Here is a 21664-nt window from a genome sequence, read left to right as displayed (position 1 = left end):
CATTCCATTATATAATTGAAACATAATATATATTCTTAAATAGGAGTGATTGCTGTGTATAATAATCTTTTCAATAAAACACACCTAAATCAAGAAACTATAGATGTATTAATCCCTATTTTAAATGAATTTGATGATTGTATATGGATAAAAAATATAAATGGAGAATATCTAACAGTCAATAACGCATTATGTAATCTTCTAGGAGAGGATAAAAATACTTTATTGTATAGTAACGGTCTTGATATCTTCGACTACTCTAGTTTTAAATTTGTCATTAAAGATGATTTAAATGTTATTAATAAAAAGAAAAAAAGTATTATGAATGAATATTTATATATAAAAGGTAGAGAAGTTATTTTACAAACTCACAAAATTCCCATTATAAATTCGGACAATAGTTGTTACTCCTTTTTAGCTATTGGACAAGTTATTAATACAGATGAACTATACTATAACAATTTTATTATAGACAATAAATATAAAACACTATGCAATCTAATTACTGAAAGTGAAGAAAAACGTGAACAAGTTTCTTATGAAGAAGTTCATGAATATCTTATGGATATATATGAAACCCTAGACATAAATGGTACAAGCCTTTGGATCTATGATGATTCTAAAAAAATGTTAATAAAGCAAATGTCACTAGGAGTTACTGAAAGCATATCTGGCAATGATACCTTTTCTATAAGTGATTTCTATAAAGACGAATTAATAAATATTTCTACTAAAATAAACTCACCCACACCTTTAAAAAACTGTGAAAATTTTTATTGTAATAATGGTTTTTGTCAAAACTATAAGTATTTTCTTAAAGATAATTATATAATTGTTATACCTATAGTCTATAATAACTCCAGACTTCTAGGTGTTTTAAATTTATATTATAATGAGTCATTTGACACAGAATCTAATGCTAAATATATTGTAAGGACTTCTAAGCGATTAGCCTTATTACTAAAAAATATATATTTATCTACCCAATTGACAGATCAGTTACAAAAAAAGATTAAACTTGAAAATGAATTGAGTAGATTTCTTAATATAGCAGTTGATTTATATGCCATTATAGATACTAAGGGATATATTAAAAAAATAAGTTCTAATATACCTTTCATATTGGGCTGGGACTTTAATGATTTGAAAAAAATTCCTATTCAGACACTAATAAAATCAACAAATAATAGTATAAATTTCAAAGATATTTTGCATACCTATAACAAAAAATTTTATGGTGGAATATGTGAAGTAAAATGCAAAAACAATTCTTTCAAATTAATTGAATGGTATTATTATCACCAACAAGAAACACAGGAAATATTTATTACGGGTAAAGATGTAACTAGCTTTTCAAAACTTGAAGAAAAAGTTGCCTCTTTAGAAGAAAAAGTAGAATGTGAGAAATTTAAAACAGATTTTCTAGCAAATATCTCACACGAATTTAAAACTCCTTTAAATATAATATTAGCAAGCATTCAGTTAGAGCTTAATGGTTATAATAGTATAAATGATAATAATAGTATTTACTATAATCGTCTTAATATGATAAAACAAAACTCATATAGACTTCTTCGATTAGTTGATAACCTAATTGATGTGACCCAAGTTGATAGCACCAATATAAAGCTATACAAAGAAAATGTTAATGCTATTACCTATTTTGAAGATGTGGTGAACTCAGTTTCTCAATATATAAAGAAAATGGGTAAAAATATAATATTTGATACTAATGAAGAAGAAGTATTTCTGGATTGTGATCCTGAAAAAATTCAAAAAGTAATTTTAAATTTAATTTCTAATTCCATAAAATACACAGAAGTTAATGGCAACATATGGATTACACTAACAACTAACTGGGATGAGCATAGACTATATATTTCTGTAAAGGATGATGGTGTAGGTATACCAAAGGATAGTTATGATATTATATTTGAAAGATTTAAACAGGTGGATAATTTATTCATAAGAAGAGCTGAAGGAAGTGGAATAGGATTACCCTTAGCAAAATCCTTTATCGAACTTCATAGTGGCGAAATATGGGTAAATAAGACTATAGACAAAGGTTCAGAGTTTATCTTTTACTTACCTATAACCTCTGAAAAAGATAGTAAAATTAATTATTTCTATAATAAAGTTATAGACTCTAGAGGTGAGAGACTTAAGATTGAATTTTCAGACATATATTCTTATCCTAATTAAAATAATTTACAAAGAATAAAAACAAAATGGGATCCCTTATAATAAGGAATTCCATTTTTTATTTGTATTCTTAAGCTACAATTTCTTTATCATTTTCTTCTTTTATAAAATCCTCAGCTGTTAATCCTTTAGATATTGGTTTACTTTCATCTAATGGCTTCATTGCAAATCCCGTATATCCATATATTGCAGATATAATAGGATTAATTAGTCCCAAGAAGTGGAATGGTGCATAAGCAAAAGCACTTACTCCTAAAGTAGTAAAGTATACTGCCCCACAAGTTGACCAAGGCACCAGCCCTGAAGTTAAAGTTCCTGCATCTTCAAGTACTCTTGAAAGATTTTTAGGATGTAAATTCAACTTTTCATATACTGGTTTATACATTTGACCTGGTATAACTATTGCCATATATTGATCAGCAGCCATAAAGTTCATAGCGATACAACTTATAATATTTGATAGAACAATACTTCCTCTGCTGTGACAGAAAGTAAGAATTTTAGCTATTATAGTATCTAAACAACCTATTTGCTTTACAAGTCCACCAAAACATAATGCACACATAACTAAAGAAATAGTTTCCATCATTCCAAGCATACCGCCTCTATTAAGGAGTGAGTCAACCATTGCATTTCCTGAGCTTATCTCAAATCCATAGAATAATGACTGTACAATACTTGAAATAGTCTGTCCTTGTCCTAGTGCAAATAAAACTCCTATAATAGTTCCACCTAACATTCCTGGTATTGCTGGAACTTTAAATATAATCATTAAAACTACTGAAAGTGGTGCTATAAATATTATTGGACTAATATTGAAGCTTCCTTGTAATGTTTCTAAAATAGCATTTATTTGACTAGTATCAGCAACTGCTGTATTTCTAAATCCTAAGCCTATTATCGCAAATAGAATTACAGCAATTATAAAGCTTGGTACTGTTGTATACAACATATGTCTTATATGATCAAACACATTTACTCCCGCTACACCTGCTGATAAATTTGTACTATCTGAAAGTGGTGACAGCTTATCTCCAAAAGAAGCCCCTGTAACAACTGCCCCTGCAACAATTGCAGAAGGTATTCCAAGACCAGCACCTATACCCATTGCTGCTGTTCCCATAGTTCCTGCTGTAGTCCATGCACTTCCTGTTGAAACAGAAACGATAGCACATATTATTGGAAGCAAGAATAAAAACATAGTTGGTGTAAATAATTTAAGTCCATAAAATATCATTCCCGGAACTACTCCACCCGCAATCCAAGCTCCTACTAAACAACCAACTATCATAATAATAAAGTTAGCTTGCATAGCCATGGAGTTTGTCTTTATCATTGACTCCTCCATATCTTCCCAACTATGACCTAAAAATTTCCCTATAATGGCGGTAATAGCACAACATATAACTAATGGTATCTGTGGTGCTGAATCAAATACTAGTACACCTAATAGCATAAAGCAAATTAAGCACACAAATGGTATCACTGCTATTAGCAGCGATGGTTTTTTAATTTCTTTCCCCTTATTCATAAATTAGTCCCCCTTGTTAATTAAATATTTATCTTTAAGTATTTTCTTATAAAAAAATACTTATAAGCGTGAATTAAATAATTTATCTATAGTTATTTTATACTCCTTTATATGTAATAAATAGTAAAATATATAATTATATTTAATTTAAATATAATTATGAATAAATATCCACTTAATATATTGAATATATCATGAATTTTGTGAAATTTCAATAAAGTTTACCGTTTAATTTGTTTATTTATTCATTCATTTTGTATTTTTATGTATTTTTATGTATTTTTATATTTCTATTTACATTAATTAGTTGTAAGTTTTTTTAATAAGAGATAATTGTTAACTTTATAACTCTTATTTAAGTTATTTTTAACAATAAAAAGCCTCAGAAACTGTTGATAAATCTATTTATTCTATCAATGACTCTATTATATTATTAATGTAAAAAAGGTATATCTCAAAAAATATTTTGAGATATACCTTTAAATTTTTATTTAGTTACTTTAATATAATTTCCAACAAAAGACGTAGTTCCACTTTGCTCAAACCTAATATAAGCATTGTCAATTTTATCTTCATCTACTGCGTAAACTAAATGAGTTTCTTTTGTTTCATTCGGTGAAAAATCACTGAAGAAAAAGCTTTTTCCTTCATAATCTGATTGATCAAAGTATATTGGTGCATTATCCATTTGAAGGTTATTACCATTACCCCAATAATCACTTAGAAATTGGAGATTACCATTTGATGCTTTCTTCATAAACCCAATTCTCGGATAAATATTTATATCTTTTAGTTCTTTATCAAAAGGATTCTTCATGGTTAAAGTTACATAAACATACTTCATTCCTACTGTTTCAGTAATAGTATTCATTTTATTATTTTCCCATTTTTCCTCGTTAACTCTTTCATAATCCTTTAGTGTTCCATCTTCATTTATAAATGTAAGATACTCATTATAGTCAGAGAACTTATTTTTATCTAATTCAGGTAACTTATCTAATACTTCAATATTATTTACAGTAAAAGTTGGGTTTTCATCTGGGAACGCTTCATCACTTATTTCTTCATAAATATTAAATACATGATCAGTTGAAATTCCAGGTTCTACATATTCTATCTCTTCTTTATCATTATCTACTACATCTTTTAGTTCATCTGAAAATGCAGGAATCACAATAAATTCTCCAGGAATCTCTTCACATTTAATATTTTCTGCTACTTTCTTAAGTTCTTCTAAAGAAGTATTGTCAGCACCATAAATTGTAACAACATATCCACCTTTTTCATAAAGCATATTGATAATATGATTGTACTCCAGTCCTTCCCTTGTAAGAATTTGTGCCTTTATGCCACCAAGGGTAGTTTCTTCTACATCACTTACGTAAATTTCTTCAAAATGCGTAGTATAGACAGGTGGACAAATAGTAATTCCCCCTACACTAAGGTCACCATTAGGATGATATTTTCCAAGAGCATTTTCAGTCTCTATATATCCTTCTGGAATATAGCCAGGAACCACCTTCATTGCAGGTACTTTAGTAGGAGCAGATTCTGTTTCAATATCACAAGTAAGTGTTCCTGTTTCTTCATTCTTACTTGTTGTAACTAAATAATGTTTAACTGCACCATAGGCTGTTGCAGATATTGCTAATGTAGCTGTAATAGCTGCAATAAGTACTATTATCTTTTTCTTCATAATTTTTTTCCCCTTTTTATTAATACTCTGAATAGAGTCTGTATTATTATCCCTTTGAATAAAATCTTGATTTTCAATGATGTTAACTTTTTGATTTTTATATTTTTGAGAAAATTCATGAGGCTCAATAGTACGTTTTAACTCTTCTACAGCATTTTCTTGCCCTAAAAGATACATCAATTTATCAAGATCTGGTTTATTATCCATACAATTCATCTCCTATCATTTCTTTTACCATCTTTTTGGCACGTTCATATCTTTTTGCTGCAACATCTTCACTAATGTGTAGTAATGATGATATTTCTCTATAGCTAAGTTCATAAAAGCAACGATACTGAATTATCTCACGATATTTTGATGGTAATTTAGAAAGTAATTGTGTAATCATATGTCTATCTTCTACTGTTTTTACAGAAGGAACTCCCTTTTGGTTTTCACTTGTCACTTTTTCCTCTACCTCTTTAGTGAATAACTGAGTTTCTTTCCTATTTCTACGATATAAATCAATGGATATGTTTTTTATTGTATATACAACCAATCTCTTAGTTTTTAAACTTTCTACCCCATGAATAGTCGAGATATATGGAATTAGCTTTATAAATGCATCTTGAACTGCATCCTCAGCTTGTTCTACATTATTTAAAATCGAGTATGCAATACCATACATCTTATTTTCATAGGCATCATAAAGCTGTGCTAGCATATTATTTTTAAAATTTTCATCCGATGAAATCTCCACCTAATCACTCCTTGCTGTTTAAGAGTCCTCTTACTAAACATAACGAATGAAAACTTACAATTCTGACATTTTTATCTTAAATTCAAAATAATTACCACTTATATAATAGTATAGGTTACTTTTAATAAATTCCACCATTGTAATTAAGTTTTAAAGTAGAAATTTAAGATAGAATTTTACACATAAAAAAAGAGCATTTATACCAGAAATACTCTTTTTTAATATTAATCTATTATAGTAACTTCTCCAAATTCTCCACTAATTCACCTATTGCATTAACATAATCCTTTATTATTCTATCCGCAACTTCATTTGCTACTATTTCTCCATCTAAATTCAAAAAATCACCCCTTATATTATATAAAACCTATAATGTTATATGATTTATCTTACCATTTTTAAAAAATTTTATAATATCATGTCCTAAATTAATCATTATCATTTTATCATAAACATATTCATTTAAATACTTTTATCTATTCTCCATAAAACTTAGGTGAAGCCTTTGAATCTTTAATTAACTCTAACTTAACATGCTTTCAGTATCTTTTAATATGTATAAAATCCTTGAAACCCCTATGGCGCCTACAAATAGTTAAATAGTTTTATTGTTAAATATAAAGCTAGTTTCCTATAAAAATATTAATATAGTTATAGTTTTACATAGTTAAGATTATAATTTAAAATTTTTTTATAAATTAGACTGTGCTATTAAATAAGTTGATGTATGCTTAAACACAAAAGAGGGTAAAACTTTCGTTTTACCCTCATATTTATTCTATTAAATTTTCTCCTAGAATTCTGCAGTTCCTGTAGTTCTTGGGAATGGTATTACGTCTCTGATGTTGCTCATTCCAGTTACGTACATTATCATTCTTTCGAAGCCTAGACCAAATCCAGCGTGTTTTGTGCCACCAAATTTTCTTAATTCTAGGTACCACCAGTAGTCCTCTGGGTTTAATCCTAATTCGTTGATTCTGTCTACAAGAAGATCATATCTTTCTTCTCTTTGGCTTCCTCCGATGATTTCTCCTATACCAGGAACTAATAAGTCCATAGCTGCTACAGTTTTGTTGTCATCGTTCATTCTCATGTAGAAAGCTTTGATTTCCTTTGGATAGTCAGTAACGAATACTGGTCTTTTGTATACTTCCTCAGTAAGATATCTCTCATGCTCTGTTTGAAGGTCACAACCCCATTCTACTGGGTACTGGAACTCTTTATCTGATTTCTTTAATAATTCTACAGCTTCTGTATAAGTTACATGACCAAAGTCAGAAGTTGCAACGTGGTTTAATCTTTCAAGTAATCCCTTATCTACAAAGCTGTTGAAGAATTCCATTTCTTCTGGAGCATTTTCAAGGACATAGTTTATAATATACTTTATCATATCTTCTGCCAATGTCATGTCATCCTTAAGGTCTGCAAAAGCTATCTCTGGCTCTACCATCCAGAACTCTGCCGCATGTCTTGCAGTGTTAGAATTTTCAGCTCTGAAAGTTGGTCCGAAAGTATAAACATTTCTAAATGCAAGAGCATAAGCTTCTGCTGCAAGCTGACCACTAACTGTAAGGTTTGTTTCCTTACCAAAGAAGTCATTCTTATAATCTATTTTCTTATCCTCAGTCATTGGGATGTTCTCAAGATCCATAGTTGTAACTCTGAACATTTCCCCTGCACCTTCACAGTCACTTCCTGTAATTATTGGAGTGTGAGTATAAACAAATCCTCTTTCATTGAAGAATCTATGAATTGCATATGCAACTAAAGAACGTACTCTAAATACTGCTGAAAAAGCATTACTTCTAGGTCTTAAGTGAGCTATAGTTCTTAAATATTCAAAGGTGTGTCTCTTCTTTTGAAGTGGATACTCATTACTTGATTCACCTTCTATTACTATTTTTGTAGCTTTAATTTCAAAAGGTTGCTTACTTCCTGGAGTTAATACAAGCTTTCCTTCAACTATTATAGATGAGCTAATACTTAACTTTTCTATTTCTTTAAAGTTTTCAAGGCTATCCTCGAATACAACTTGAAGGTTTTTAAAGAAGCTACCATCATTAACTTCTATAAAACCAAAAGCTTTAGAACTTCTTAAAGTTCTAATCCATCCTGAAATACAAACATCTTGGTCTGCGTATTTTTCACTTTCTCTGTAAAGACTTTTTACTAAGACTGTTTCCATAATAAAATCCTCCTTTTATAATTTGATTATTGCCTGTTGAGGTAATATGATTCTATTTTAAGACAATAAAAAACCCTTTCCTTCCCTAAAAAACAGGGACGAAAGGATACATTCCGCGGTACCACCCAAATTATCATATTGATCAACTCAACAAGTACAAAGATCTCTCTTGATACTCTTCTCTTTTAACGGTGAGCTTCCGTCTAAGTCTACTTTCCTAAGATTTCGGTTAGAAACTCCGAGATGTTCTTCAATAAGAGCTTCATATTGACCTTCCACCATCGTCAACTCGCTTTAACTACTTCTCATATCTACTCTTCTCATCACAGTCTTTATTTTCATCTATTAACTAGTATTTTCAAATTTATATTATTTATTCAAAACACTTGTTATCTATTATTATATGTGCATGATTTTAGAATGTCAACTATTGGTGAAAAATTTTGTATTTGTTATAATATAACATTTGTTATATTATTATATTATAGCTTAATATCTATTAATTATTTATATGTTTGGAGGATATTCTATGAAAGAGAAAGTCCCTTTTACTAAATTTCAAAAATTCCTTGAAACTCTAGCTCTATTAATCTTACTAGGCTCAATAATCTATCTAATATTCATTTGGAGCACCCTTCCTGATACTATCCCATCTCATTATAATGCTAAAGGAGTTGTTACCAACTGGAGTGGGAAGGGTATGCTACTTATAATGCCTATAATTTCAATAATTTTATATACAGGACTTACAACCATAACACTGTTTCCTAATATATGGAATGTACCTGTAGAAATCACAGAAAAAAATCAAAATTTTGTATATACTAATCTAAAAACTATGCTGATAGTTTTAAAATTAATCTTAGTTTCTGATTTTTCTTATATGACAATATGTTCAGCAACTCAAAGTTCTTTAAGTGTTTTATTTACACCTATAGTTTTAATTGCTGTATTTGGTACACTTGCCTTTTTTATCACTAGAATAATTAAAGGAAGCAAAAAACTTCAATAATATACTTAGAATATATACAAAATCTTAATTAAATAAAGGAGCCTAGATATTAATATATCTAAGCTCCTATTTATTGTTAATTAAGTTATTACTAATTAAGATTTAATATAGAATCGTCAGAATTAAAGGTATTTACATTATATAAGAATAATATATCTGTTATATCCTTCGACTCAATTAACTCTTCCATATTATCCATGTAATACCTAAGATCTACCACGTCTATCTCTCCATAGTGGGAAGTTAAAAAAGGTAGAAAACTATTGGCATAGGAATCTTTAACTACTAATAGCTTCTTCTTTGGATCTCCTAAAGATTTAATATTAATATGTGGATGATTTCCTCCTGTAAAAACTTCATACTTATCCTTTTTATCTAAATTCTCACTGCTATACAGGGTACTAGTTCTCTTTTGCTCAGTTATATAATTAACCACCATTTCTCCATTTTCTTTAGGTATGTATACATTTATACAATCTGGCTTTCCTCTCTTATCTCCTATTTTTGAAGTTAAGCTTCCATAAAAATCATTAGCAACTAACTCAACCTGAAAATCTCCCTCTTTTTTAGGCTCTAGCCCCAAACTCTTACAAAATTCCACATAGGCAAGATAAGCCCCTTTGCTAGTCCAGTGATGGTCTGTCCTATAGTATAGATACTTATCCTTATTATTTATAAGTGCATTATAGGGATTAATATATTTTACATTAGAACTTAACTTTCCTTCTATGTACTTCATATATTCCAACTGATTATCCACTGGTGCGTATTTAGGTAGCCTATCCTTTAGAATCTCTGTAGCTGTTGGTATCAGCATAAAGCTTGTATTTATATTTTCATGTTTCTTTACAAATTCATTAACAGCTAAAACCTTATGGTCAGTTTCTTCTTTCGCTCTCTCTTCAAAGTCTTCTATAAGTTGATTATTCTTTCCTATAAATACATCATTACTTTCACTTTTACCCATTAGTTTATCTACCTTAGCCTTAGCATTTATAAATAAACCTCTGCCTGGAAATTGGTCTGATATATAACTCTCATAATGTTTAATATAGTCACCACTAAGAAGTGCTCCTAAAGAAAACTCTGGTCTACTAGCTAGATTTCTATTTTCTTCTTCTGAAAATGCTTTTTCTCTTCTTAATATATTACTTACAGACATTATAGCTATAAATAAGAGAAATACTACTACCATTAGCCTTCTATTTACCTTGTTACTTTTATACATTTCTCTCACTCTGCTTTCTTTAAAATCTAAAATATAGGAAAGGATTATAACTTTCACTAACTAAATAAACTATAGATAAAATTAAAACTAACATATTCATAGCTATAACTATATATACGCCCTTTAACTTATACTTCTTTTTTATATATGCAATTAAATTTTTAATCAACGGCGTAGAGCAAATAATTGCTATTACTATAAGTATTAGATTTGTTTTCAAAGTATATTTAGCCATATTATCCATAAAAATATTTTTTCCCATTCCAAACATAAGCTTTATGTAATTTAGTGCATCTTTAACCTTTGATGTATCAAAGAATACCCAGCTTATAATTACTAAAACTACAGTATATATATGAGTAATAGCATCAGGGACTTTATTAAGAATTTTTCCTAAAAATAATTTTTCAAGGAATATGAATACTCCAAAATACAGGCCCCAAATTACAAAATTCCAACTAGCTCCATGCCATAGTCCTGTGGCAAACCATACTATAAGTAAATTTCTAAATTGCACAGCCTTCCCTCTTCTATTTCCTCCTAAAGGAATATATATATAATCCCTAAACCATGAACCTAAGGATATGTGCCATCTTCTCCAAAACTCACTGATACTCTTAGACATATAGGGATGATTAAAGTTCTCTAAAAATTCAAATCCAAACATCTTTCCAAGACCTATTGCCATATCAGAGTAACCACTAAAATCAAAATATATTTGTAGTGTAAAGGCAATTATACCTATCCAAGCTGTTAATATAGATAATTCTTCAATAGGAAGCCCCTTAATAGAAGTCCAAATCATGCCTATATTGTTAGCAATAAGAACCTTTTTTCCCATACCTCCAATAAATCTTTCTACCCCTTCTCCAAATTTATCTATAGACTCACTTCTGTTATTAAGTTGATCTTCTATATCATTATATTGGACAATTGGTCCAGCTACTAGTTGCGGAAACATAGTAATGTATGCCCCAAAATTTATAATGTTTCTTTGTGCAACCACCTTTCCCATATATACATCTGCTACATAGGATATGAGCTGGAATGTGTAAAAAGATATTCCCAGTGGTAAGGGTAAATTCCTTATTTGAAGATTAATACCAAAAATTCCATTGATATTATCAATTAAAAACCCATAATACTTAAAGAAGAATAAAAAACTTAAATTTAGCACAATTACAGTAATAAATATTGCTGTTCTTTTTTCACTATCTTCCTTATTTGCCTCTATCATAAGGCCACCTATATAATCAATTAATATGGATCCTATCATTAAGAAGATATATATAGGTTCTCCCCAAGCGTAAAAAATCAAACTCATAATAAGAATTACTAAATTTTTAAATTTCCTAGGACATATATAATAAATTATTAAGGTAATTGGTAAAAACATAAATAAAAATATCAAACTACTAAAAACCAAATTAATCACTCCAATTAAAATATACTTACTACTTAAATTCTTTATTTATTGTTGCTTCTATGGTTGCCGAATCTTTTGAAATGATCAATATTAAGTACTTTCCTTTTATATCTAATACACGATTACTTATTATGTCATATTCCTCAGGCCTATAGCTATTAAAACTATCGGACTGTTTTTTTATTCTTCCCTCAACTTTGACCTTTAACTGCTGTATAACTTCTTCACTTTTCCCTTTTAATACGAGAACCTCATTAGCATCCATATTACTCTTAGGTGCGTATAAAATAAAATCTTCTACTTCATTTTTACTTATGTAATATAACTTTCTTAGCTTTGAACTATCACCTATATCCATCTGTTCATCATCTATAACCTGTGAAAGATTCTTTCTTAAGCTATCCATATCTGCATCTTTAACTTTAAGAACTTGGTACAGGGCTATAAATGTAATTAATACTGTTGCTATCAATATATAATAATAATTTTTATACTTTTTCATATTTATCTCCTAATTATTTGATGTAATTCCTTGGTGTAAATAAGATAACCATTTTAAATAAAAATCATATTTTAAGTGTATTCCATCTTGCTCATAGAGCTCACCTTTATCCCTTACCAATACATCAATATTTAAATAATTAACTGCTGTTTCTTCACTTACTTCATAAGCTAATTTTCTAAACTCATCTAAATTAGTATTAGTAAGCCTTCCATTAGTTTCTATAGCCCTATCCATAACTGGTAGAGGTGCTTGTATATATATATTAGTATTAGGTAATTTTGTCTTAATATCATTTATAAATTCTATGTAATGAGCCTTAAACTTATCTGGACCCCCAGGTCCACCTCCATCAAATTCTATTACATCATTCATTCCATATAAAAGTACTACATTCTTGGGCTGTAAAGATACAACTTTATCTATGTTTTCTTTACCTTTAACTACAGTATCTCCCTTATTACTTATTACATTATATTGATTTACTAGTTCCATCTCCATAAGACCTTCTGTGATAGAATCTCCCATAAACACTGTATTCTCATAGAACTTATAAAAATCAACATCTTTATCCTCTACCACAACTTCAGGGGTATGATGTTTCTCTATCTTATCCTGGATTACACTTAAATCAGCCTGTTCTAAATCTTTCAAGTGCTTTCTCCCTAATAGTACTCTTTGTTTTTCATTCATCTGGACCTTTTTATTCTCTATAAAGGTATGCATACCTATTGCTGCTATCATTACTACTAATATTATTCCTATAATTGTAATAATTTGAAAACTTCTTTTCTTCATGTTATCTTCCTCTTCTGTCTAATATTTATCTTCCTTAATCATTCTAATACAACAAATTTAATATTTGGTTACAAAATCCTTACGTTTCAAAAAAACTTTACTTCACATAAAGAAACCTAAGCATAGACATACTTAGGTTTTTTCATCATTATAATAATATATGGTTCTCAAAATTTTAATAATTATCCGATTATAGGTTATCCTAGTTAATCTTTAATATATCACTTAAATTCTCATTTTTAATAATAAATTTAAATACTAAAACTCCTATAATTGAAACTACTACAAATTCTCCTATGGCAACTTGTAATACAGAAAGCCAAAATGGTAAATTTATCATGTAGTAAAGCTCAGCTCCTATAATTAAAGCATTTGATATAGTTGCCCATAAAGATGCTATAAATAGTACAAGTGTTTTATTATAGCCTTCTTTTTTAGTTAAAGCCTTCTTAGTTTGCCAAATTAAAACTACAGCTATTAAACTAGCTAAGCTTCCAAATATCATATCTACTATTGCCATAGGACTTAGTAGAAAATTTGAAATGGCACATCCTATAGTTAAGGCTGGAATATATAGTGGGTCTATAAATGCCAAAAGTACCATTACCTCTGATAATCTAAATTGAATATTTCCAAAGGCAAAGGGTGCAATAACAGCAGTAACCGCTACATAAGTAGCTATAATTAGAGCCATCTTTAATAATTTTTTAGTATTGTTGCTAGTATTCATAAATATAATACCCTCCTCATTTTTTAATAGTGTAAGCTCTTAGCCTTACTAGATTCATATATTGCCCTATTTAACTCCATACAAACCTACTAATAAAATAATGAGTCTAGCTATGTCACCTCACTAGCTCTGCACCTATCTTTAACTCAGCATTTTCTTTATCTAAAAAATACCACCCCATATTTATTGGTGATTAAAATATATACTCCTATAATATATATTTATATATCTTATAGAAAAAATAAAGGCCGTCATCCAAATGACAGCCTTGTAATCCTTGTACATAAATAAAGCTCTACCTTTTTATGATGAGCTAATTAAAAGATTTCAATGCCGTAGTTTTATTTAAAGACAGGAGGCTTACGAACTGTCACTCTTATTTTGTTCAATCTTATTATATAATGTAAAGTGTTGAATTTCAAGTGTTTCAGAGATTTTCAGAAGATTTATTTTATTATTTATTCTCATGTAATATTGATATTTTCTATATTTTTCGTTGGAAACTTTGTTAGAATAGTTTTTCCAATGAAATTTATTAAAATATTATATTACTATTGATTTTTACATCCTTCAGTGGCATGGTTTGTGTGCTAAATGTACATTTAAACCAAACTTATACATACACCTCTAATTTATCTTAACATATCAACAATCTCATCTTTAGATTTTATCTTATCTTTATATTCACCTTCAAATTCTTTTGGTATTTGTTGCTTCCATTTAGAGTCTTCTAGCTTGTATTTTCCCTGATATTCACCTACTGGTGCATAACATGGCTTACCATCTAATGGTGGTGTTTGTAAAGCAAATATTATTACATGCTCTTTTATATCCATAGGTGCAATCCCATCTGTTATGATCTTGGTTGGTTTCATATCTTTTAATGAAATGGCTTCATTTGAAAACTTCTTCTTATGTTCATTTAATAAGACTTCTGGTGAGAAAATTCCTCCTGTTTCTATAACGCATATATTTTTCCCTTTTTCTAATGTGCCATCATTTTTAAAAATTTCTACTATTTCTACCTTTGAAACTGTATAAGGTATATCTTCTATCATGGGTGAAGTTGTATTTTTAACAATCCCTTCTACGATTATAGTTGAATCTTTTTTTAATTCATTTATACTATTGTATTTCTTAGTTAAACTTATATGTGAGTCTATAATGTCATATTTAATATCGTCATTAATTACCCCTGTTGTATTATTTGAAACTACTAGACTATTTGCACCTAAATTCCATTCTGAATCCTTAATCTTACTATAAGCATTAAAACAAAACACCGTAATTACTAATACTATTGTTATACTAAAATATTTTATTATTTTTTTTATTTTAGTTTTCTCCATTCACTTTATTAAAATAATCTATTTATAGCTCTACAATCTTCCACACTAGGTCCCCTGTCTAAAATTCCTGGAAACTAATCATACATATCACTTTATTCCAATTCCAATTTTGTATCCAAGGTTTTATATTAGAACCTCCCACGATAAAATATGTTATTCACACTCAATAAGAATATTGTTCATTTTTACATTAATCCTCCTTTGCTCATTTTTTATACTTATTATAGCTTGTACATTTATAACTTATATTCACATATTATAGAAATAAAATTCCAGTATATTGAGCATACTGGAATTTTATCCCTAAATTTTTTTTATAAATTATAATTGCGAACATAAAAAAAGCCAAGAATTAAATTCTCAGCTTTCTTTCTTCTAAAATATCCTTTAGAATTTTTATATGATTAATTAAGTCTTCTTCCAATTTCTTCGAGGCAAGCTTTTGCTTTATTCATTATTGGAATTAACTTACCCTTTTTATCTTCTTTAATTTTACTAATACTTTTATCTAAATCTTCATACTTTCTTTCCATAATTCGCTTTGTAATGTCTGGATACTCCTTTAGCAGCTCTATATCACTTTCATTTATATTATCATACATAACCATGTCATTTATGGCGTCTGCCACTCTATTATATATATTTATTTTAATTAAGGTTGGTGAATCATCCTTTGCACGATCAAACTCCTTTTTCCTAACAAACCATGGTTCAGGAATATCTTTTTCAAGGTTATCAGCTTCACTTTCAAAAATAACTAGATTTTTAATGCACTCTCTATGTTCGATGACATCAAAATATCCTAAATATTCAGTCTTCTTAACTCTTTTTATTATTTCTTTAAATTCCATAAGCCCACTTCCTTTCTTATATTATATAATTCTATGCTTCTTTAAACATTCCTTCTATATTATATACATTATTTTTCACTAAAATACACAAAATAAGTTAATGAAGTCTTTTAGACCTTTGTCCTTTGTTAAATTCATGTTAATTTTTCTTTATCTATTGTTAAAACTTTCTACTCTTTGTTAAATAAAAGGTTTTTGTGTTACTATTAAGTTAAAATTATTGTATCTTTAATTGTGTCTTTAGAATGAATATTATTTGAATACATATTATTTATTGGAGGTTTAACACTATGGAATCATTGTTTTTAATTATTAACCTTTTAGGAGGTCTTGGAGTATTCCTATTTGGTATGAAAATCATGGGAGATGGTCTTGAAAACCTTGCTGGCGAAAAGTTAAAGGGGATCTTTGATAAAATTACCTCTAATCCACTTAAGGGTGTAGCAACAGGTGCTATAGTTACTGCTATAATTCAAAGCAGTAGTGCTGTAACTGTTATGGTAGTTGGATTTGTTAATGCAGGTATTATGAATTTATCTCAAGCGGCCTATGTAATCATGGGTGCTAATATTGGAACAACTATAACAGCTCAATTAATTACCTTTGATTTTGATGCTATAATTCCTGTATTTATTGCAATAGGGGCCTTTTTGGTGCTATTTACCAAAAAGAAAAATCCTAAAGAATTAGGTCATATAATTCTAGGATTTGGTATTTTATTTTTAGGTCTTATTTTAATGTCTGACGCTATGTCTCCTCTTAGAGAGTCACCAGTATTCACAAAACTTATTTTAAGTCTAAAAGGACATGTATTCTTAAGCCTTTTATTAGGAATAGGAATGACTGCTATAATTCAAAGTTCCTCTGCAGTTACTGGAATTTTAGTTGCTTTAGCTTCTGTTGGAAGTCTTCCAATTGATGTAGCTATACCAATGTTATATGGAACTAATATTGGTACTTGTGTTACTGCTCTAATATCCTGTTTAGGAACTAGCAAGACTGCTAAAAAGGCGGCATTAATTCACTTATTCTTTAATGTAATAGGTAGTATAATATTCCTAATTCCTCCAGTTTCTAAATTACTATTAACTACAGTAACAACTCTTACCCCTGGTGTAACTGGAGGAGTTGTGGCAAAACAAATTGCTAATGCCCATACAATGTTTAATGTAGTTAACACTATATTAATATTACCATTTACAAAATACTTAGTAACTTTAGTTAATTTCATACTTCCAGGAGAAGATGAAAAAGAAGTTGATGGAGTTAAGTATATAGATGACAGACTCTTAGAAACTCCAACTATAGCCTTTGGTCAAGTTACTAATGAGATTATTAGAATGGGTACTTTAGCTAAGGAAAATATAGAAACAGCCTTAATGGGCTTTACTGATAATAATGAAGATTCAATTAACAAAGTATATAAGAATGAAGCTTTAATAAATCTATTAGAAACAGATATAACTAGATATCTAGTTAAACTATCCAATTCTGATATTGGAGATGAGCAAAGAACTACTATAGCTTCATATTTCCATGTAGTTAATGATATAGAACGTATCGGAGATCATGCTGAAAACATTGCTGACCTGGCTAAAGATAAACTTTCTAAGAATGTTAAGTTTTCTAAAGATGCCATTGAAGAACTTAAAGTAATGGTGAATATTTGCATAGAAGCTTTGGAGCATAGCATAGAATGTTTCTCTGACTATAGTGATAAAAAGGCTTTGGATGTAAGGACCTTAGAAGAAAAAATAGATACTTTAGAAAAAGATTTAAAGATATCACATATCAAAAGATTAAATAATGGTTCATGTGATGCAATTGTAGGTACTATATTCTTAGATCTTATTAGTAACCTTGAAAGAGTGGGTGACCACGCTGTTAACATTGCTGAAATACTTTCTTAAATATAAATATGTCCCTAAAGTAAATTATTAAATACTTTAAAAGCTACAATTCAAAATTGTTGAATTGTAGCTTTCCCCTTTTATATAGATTACTTTTTAAATTTCCATTCTTTAAACTATTATGGTGTTTATGCATCCATTAGCTCTAGCTAATGATTCTAATTCCTTCATATAATCATTAGTAGGTACTGTAGTCTCAAGTAATTCCTTTCTTACTCCCATAGGTCTATATTTAATTAGCTTATATTGAATATTAGGATTAATTTCAGCTAACAGCTTACTTCCCATGTCTACAGTATAATTATTATTAAGAACTTCTGGTACTACTACTGTTCTAATTTCATATATTTTATCAAGTTTTCCTAGCTCTCTTATGTTTTTTATTACCGTTTCATTAGTGAGGCCTGTAAGCATCCTATTTTCTTCTGGAGAAAAAGCTTTTAAATCTATCATAGTTTTATCTGTTACTTCTAAAAGTTCTTTATCCTTATATATAGGAGTGGAACCATTAGTGTCTATAAAAGTTGTTAAACCAAGACTCTTTACTTTTGTAAATAGCTCCTTTAGAAAATCTCTTTGAAGAGTACATTCGCCTCCTGAAACCGTTATTCCTGAAATAAATAGCTTTACCTTTTCAATTTTTTTCATTAGTTCTGAGGCAGTTATTTTTGTTATCTTAGGGCTACTGTTTTTCCTACAAGTATCAACACAAGCATCACAATTAACGCATTTATCAATATCATACTCTACCTTACCATCTACCATTGATAGGGCTCCATATTCACAGGCAGGCACACATTCGCCACAATTGATACATCTATTTATAGTTTCTGGATTATGACAATAAAGACAGTTATAATTACATCCTTGAAGAAATATGGCCATTCTATTGCCTTCTCCATCTACATTACTAAAAGGTATTATTTTATTAACATAGCCTATAGTTTCTTGCTTATCATTCATACTTCTTCCCCCAGTTCTCATATATTTTCTTTTCCTGATAATATAGAACCGCTCCAATACTATAAGCTTTTGCTACAATTGTATCGAAGCGGCCTTTATTATAAAAATCCTTTTTATCCTATGACTACCAACTCTAATGATAAGAATTCTATTTATCAGAACTTCTTAATTTTCTTTCAAGTATCTTGGAGTTTTTAACTGCTCCATATCCAAGGGCTACTGTATCTTGAAGTACTTGCTCTCCCCTATCTAAAGCTTCAATATCAGAACGCTTAACAAGATATCCTGTAATTCTTATAACGTCACAATCATCACAGTATAGGGAGAAATATCTCATATTTAGTGCAAAGGCACCTTTGATTATATCTAAAATTGACTTTGGATTCTTCTTAGCCATTTCATCAAATTTAAATATATCACCAATTCCAGATGGGAAGTATTTGTGGAATACTGCACTTTGAATCAAGTGTTCTGGTAATGATGGCTCTTCTCCTATTGGAATTCTACATCCTGGACTTGTTTCAGTATCAGAATCAATTCCAACTTGAGAATGAAGTAGATAATGATTATCTGTAACTTCACAATATTTATTTTCATGGGCATTAACCATAGTATACATTTTATTTATAATAGTTTCACCTAGCTTGTTAGCTCTTTCACCATATCCAAATCTATCCTTTTCATCTGTTGCTCCTAGAAGCGTATTTACACATTCTGCAAGACCAACTAATCCAAACATAGCAGTAAATCTATCTCTTGATAATAAACCTTCTCTTACAAGGAAACTTGACTCAAAGAAATTACTTTCTTCTACTATGAATTTAACTCTATTATCTATATAATCAAGCATTGATTCTACAGCATCTGGTAATACAGTGTTTAAAAAGTGTTCTTCATTATACGACATCTTAGCTAGTTTTGAAAGTAACATTCTAACTAATGTATAACTTCCACCGCCAAGATTAAGTCCATTATAGCAACTTACTATTCCATACTTTTCTCCTAATTCTGAGCTAAACATTTCATGGTTAGCAAAGCTTGGCTTAGCACAGGTAAGAGCTGTTTTTATTGCTTCAACTGCAAATTCTTCACTAGTTTCCTTTGAGTATTTTAAGGTTATATTAGGAGTAGCATTTTGAAGTTCTCTCTCTACTTCTAAAATTATTCTTCCTGCTTTAGTATCCTTAGGTCCAATATTAGCATGACAGAATGAATCAGTTATTGTTCTGTCTATATGCTTTAAGAAAAATTTAATTGCTTTATATGCTTCTTCCTCATCTTCTATATATGGATCTAAAAGGGTATCAATATTACCTACATATACTGGGAAAGATGTAACTGATGGTACATGTTTATATAGAATAAGTAAATTATTTACTGCATCCCATATATCCTCTGCAGGAGTTAGGCTTAAAAACTTACTTCCATTTTTCATAAACTTTTCATAGTCAGGTACAATGTATCTAGGTCTATAGGGTGCGTTACCTTCATTAAGGTCACATATAACACCTGCATTTTCGTACATTTTTGTTTTGTCAGATTTATTTAATACATCTAAACTATTTTCTGACTCCCTAGCTAAATTTAAAACTTTCATTTCATAAGTTAAAGTCTTGTCTTTAATAATATTCATTATACTATCTTTCATTTTATCACTCCTATGACATTTTGAAATTAAGTAAATATTATTATGTTGTTCCTGCTTAACTATATACATAAATTAAATATAATTAAGCCATACTTTATTACAATAATGCAATGTTTATAATAAATTTATCTTAATTATAGTATACCCGAATATAAGAGTTTTTTCTACTATTTAATGAATAATAATTATTGATTACATTAACTTTTTAAGTAACATTTTAATTTTATCAGTATTTTTAACTTGTGTTACTTTTTTAAGAAAAGTTTCAATTAACTGTTTAAATATAAACTACACAAATAAAATTTTATGCTTATACTAATAATGTATATATATTTTTTAAGTGGAGGTGAAGCTTAAATTGAAAATCGGAATTATTTCTGATACTCACATGAATAAACATTATTCAAGACTAAAACATATACTAGATGATAAGTTAAAAGATGTAGATTTAATAATTCATGCAGGAGATTATACCTCCCCTGAAGTAATATCTATGATTAAGGAAAAATCAAAATTTATAGGTGTTTATGGAAATAATGACAAATCTAATTTAAGAAGTTTAGTTCCTGAAAAACACATATTAACTTTAGAAGGTTATAAAATTGGTATTTGTCACGGGGATGGTACTAAAAAGCAAACTATAGATAATGTGGTTGATACTTTTAAGAAGGATAAGCTTGATATAATAATATATGGTCATAGCCATAAACCTTGTATTTTTACTAAAGGAAAAACAATGTATTTAAATCCTGGATCTTCTACTAGCAAAAGAAAAGAACCTTGGTTTTCTTATATAATTTTAGAGCTTAATAAAAATTGTCCCATATCAGCTTCAGTAAACTTTTTTAAATAGCTAAAAAATTCATTATTCCAATCGAGTAGGAGGAAAATAAT

The 21664-nt window shown here is 29.0% G+C and carries 17 protein-coding genes and 1 other annotated feature; of the genes, 4 read left to right on the top strand and 13 right to left on the bottom strand.

Annotation, left to right across the window (positions count from 1 at the left end; translation table 11 throughout):
* Positions 1–54: 54 nt before the first annotated feature.
* Positions 55–2202 (top strand): PAS domain-containing sensor histidine kinase, encoded by a 2148-nt coding sequence (locus tag B3B03_RS14980; RefSeq protein ID WP_346877747.1) that lies wholly within the window; start codon positions 55–57, stop codon positions 2200–2202.
* Between the two features lie 70 nt (positions 2203–2272).
* Here the strand turns inward: B3B03_RS14980 and nhaC are convergent, their stop codons facing one another.
* The 4 genes from nhaC to asnS form a co-directional block, all read right to left on the bottom strand.
* The gene (gene nhaC / locus B3B03_RS14975) at positions 2273–3733 is read right to left on the bottom strand and encodes a Na+/H+ antiporter NhaC (protein WP_346848528.1); all 1461 of its coding nucleotides are present in this window, start codon (positions 3731–3733) and stop codon (positions 2273–2275) included.
* Between the two features lie 487 nt (positions 3734–4220).
* The gene (locus B3B03_RS14970) at positions 4221–5636 is read right to left on the bottom strand and encodes a hypothetical protein (RefSeq protein WP_346877746.1); all 1416 of its coding nucleotides are present in this window, start codon (positions 5634–5636) and stop codon (positions 4221–4223) included.
* Complete coding sequence (locus B3B03_RS14965; RefSeq protein ID WP_346848526.1) at positions 5629–6168, bottom strand: RNA polymerase sigma factor; 540 nt, start codon at positions 6166–6168, stop codon at positions 5629–5631. Before B3B03_RS14965 ends, B3B03_RS14970 begins: the two co-directional genes overlap by 8 nt.
* A gap of 793 nt (positions 6169–6961) precedes the next feature.
* Entirely contained in the window at positions 6962–8353 is a 1392-nt protein-coding gene (gene asnS, locus B3B03_RS14960; RefSeq protein WP_346848525.1) for an asparagine--tRNA ligase, read from the bottom strand.
* A 91-nt stretch (positions 8354–8444) separates the two neighbouring features.
* Positions 8445–8689: a binding site (T-box leader), on the bottom strand.
* A 193-nt stretch (positions 8690–8882) separates the two neighbouring features.
* Between asnS and B3B03_RS14955 the strand changes: the two genes are divergently transcribed.
* Positions 8883–9365, top strand: a complete 483-nt coding sequence (locus B3B03_RS14955) for a DUF1648 domain-containing protein (RefSeq protein ID WP_346848524.1) — start codon at positions 8883–8885, stop codon at positions 9363–9365.
* A gap of 91 nt (positions 9366–9456) precedes the next feature.
* Here the strand turns inward: B3B03_RS14955 and B3B03_RS14950 are convergent, their stop codons facing one another.
* The 7 genes from B3B03_RS14950 to B3B03_RS14920 all read right to left on the bottom strand — a co-directional run bounded on the left by B3B03_RS14950 (position 9457) and on the right by B3B03_RS14920 (position 16249).
* Positions 9457–10593: a DHHW family protein gene (locus tag B3B03_RS14950; protein ID WP_346877745.1), complete on the bottom strand. Its 1137-nt coding sequence runs from the start codon at positions 10591–10593 to the stop codon at positions 9457–9459.
* Between the two features lie 19 nt (positions 10594–10612).
* Entirely contained in the window at positions 10613–12019 is a 1407-nt protein-coding gene (locus B3B03_RS14945) for an MBOAT family O-acyltransferase (RefSeq protein ID WP_346877744.1), read from the bottom strand.
* 28 nt (positions 12020–12047) lie between these two features.
* Entirely contained in the window at positions 12048–12521 is a 474-nt protein-coding gene (locus tag B3B03_RS14940; RefSeq protein ID WP_346877743.1) for a DUF4358 domain-containing protein, read from the bottom strand.
* Between the two features lie 9 nt (positions 12522–12530).
* Positions 12531–13319, bottom strand: a complete 789-nt coding sequence (locus B3B03_RS14935; RefSeq protein ID WP_346877742.1) for a GDSL-type esterase/lipase family protein — start codon at positions 13317–13319, stop codon at positions 12531–12533.
* 202 nt (positions 13320–13521) lie between these two features.
* Positions 13522–14049: a QueT transporter family protein gene (locus tag B3B03_RS14930; RefSeq protein ID WP_346877741.1), complete on the bottom strand. Its 528-nt coding sequence runs from the start codon at positions 14047–14049 to the stop codon at positions 13522–13524.
* 632 nt (positions 14050–14681) lie between these two features.
* The gene (locus B3B03_RS14925) at positions 14682–15398 is read right to left on the bottom strand and encodes a hypothetical protein (protein ID WP_346877740.1); all 717 of its coding nucleotides are present in this window, start codon (positions 15396–15398) and stop codon (positions 14682–14684) included.
* A gap of 404 nt (positions 15399–15802) precedes the next feature.
* Positions 15803–16249, bottom strand: a complete 447-nt coding sequence (locus B3B03_RS14920) for a hypothetical protein (RefSeq protein WP_346848517.1) — start codon at positions 16247–16249, stop codon at positions 15803–15805.
* 290 nt (positions 16250–16539) lie between these two features.
* Between B3B03_RS14920 and B3B03_RS14915 the strand changes: the two genes are divergently transcribed.
* Entirely contained in the window at positions 16540–18159 is a 1620-nt protein-coding gene (locus B3B03_RS14915) for a Na/Pi cotransporter family protein (RefSeq protein ID WP_346848516.1), read from the top strand.
* Positions 18160–18270: 111 nt separating this feature from the next.
* Here the strand turns inward: B3B03_RS14915 and B3B03_RS14910 are convergent, their stop codons facing one another.
* Together B3B03_RS14910 and B3B03_RS14905 are read right to left on the bottom strand one after the other, a co-directional pair.
* Entirely contained in the window at positions 18271–19122 is an 852-nt protein-coding gene (locus B3B03_RS14910) for a YjjW family glycine radical enzyme activase (RefSeq protein ID WP_346877739.1), read from the bottom strand.
* A 148-nt stretch (positions 19123–19270) separates the two neighbouring features.
* Positions 19271–20770 carry a YjjI family glycine radical enzyme gene (locus B3B03_RS14905; protein WP_346877738.1) on the bottom strand — a complete coding sequence of 500 codons (1500 nt, stop codon included), beginning with the start codon at positions 20768–20770 and terminating at the stop codon, positions 19271–19273.
* Between the two features lie 358 nt (positions 20771–21128).
* Here B3B03_RS14905 and B3B03_RS14900 point away from each other — a divergent pair, with 358 nt between their 5' ends.
* The gene (locus B3B03_RS14900; RefSeq protein WP_346848513.1) at positions 21129–21623 is read left to right on the top strand and encodes a metallophosphoesterase family protein; all 495 of its coding nucleotides are present in this window, start codon (positions 21129–21131) and stop codon (positions 21621–21623) included.
* Positions 21624–21664: the final 41 nt, after the last annotated feature.

Source organism: Clostridium sp. UBA5712, assembly GCF_002419845.1.
GTDB lineage: Bacteria > Bacillota > Clostridia > Clostridiales > Clostridiaceae > Clostridium_J > Clostridium_J sulfidigenes.
The sequence above is the reverse complement of the archived record's forward strand: the minus strand, read 5'-3'. Positions and strand labels throughout refer to the sequence as shown.

Bases quoted from the DNA above. Each gene is read 5' to 3' on its own strand.
- B3B03_RS14920 (WP_346848517.1), bottom strand. From the start codon at position 16,249: ATGGAATTTAAAGAAATAATAAAAAGAGTTAAGAAGACTGAATATTTA.
- B3B03_RS14915 (WP_346848516.1), top strand. From the start codon at position 16,540: ATGGAATCATTGTTTTTAATTATTAACCTTTTAGGAGGTCTTGGAGTA.
- B3B03_RS14905 (WP_346877738.1), bottom strand. From the start codon at position 20,770: ATGAAAGATAGTATAATGAATATTATTAAAGACAAGACTTTAACTTAT.
- nhaC (WP_346848528.1), bottom strand. From the start codon at position 3,733: ATGAATAAGGGGAAAGAAATTAAAAAACCATCGCTGCTAATAGCAGTG.
- B3B03_RS14935 (WP_346877742.1), bottom strand. From the start codon at position 13,319: ATGAAGAAAAGAAGTTTTCAAATTATTACAATTATAGGAATAATATTA.
- B3B03_RS14930 (WP_346877741.1), bottom strand. From the start codon at position 14,049: ATGAATACTAGCAACAATACTAAAAAATTATTAAAGATGGCTCTAATT.
- B3B03_RS14940 (WP_346877743.1), bottom strand. From the start codon at position 12,521: ATGAAAAAGTATAAAAATTATTATTATATATTGATAGCAACAGTATTA.
- B3B03_RS14950 (WP_346877745.1), bottom strand. From the start codon at position 10,593: ATGTATAAAAGTAACAAGGTAAATAGAAGGCTAATGGTAGTAGTATTT.
- asnS (WP_346848525.1), bottom strand. From the start codon at position 8,353: ATGGAAACAGTCTTAGTAAAAAGTCTTTACAGAGAAAGTGAAAAATAC.
- B3B03_RS14970 (WP_346877746.1), bottom strand. From the start codon at position 5,636: ATGGATAATAAACCAGATCTTGATAAATTGATGTATCTTTTAGGGCAA.
- B3B03_RS14955 (WP_346848524.1), top strand. From the start codon at position 8,883: ATGAAAGAGAAAGTCCCTTTTACTAAATTTCAAAAATTCCTTGAAACT.
- B3B03_RS14925 (WP_346877740.1), bottom strand. From the start codon at position 15,398: ATGGAGAAAACTAAAATAAAAAAAATAATAAAATATTTTAGTATAACA.
- B3B03_RS14910 (WP_346877739.1), bottom strand. From the start codon at position 19,122: ATGAATGATAAGCAAGAAACTATAGGCTATGTTAATAAAATAATACCT.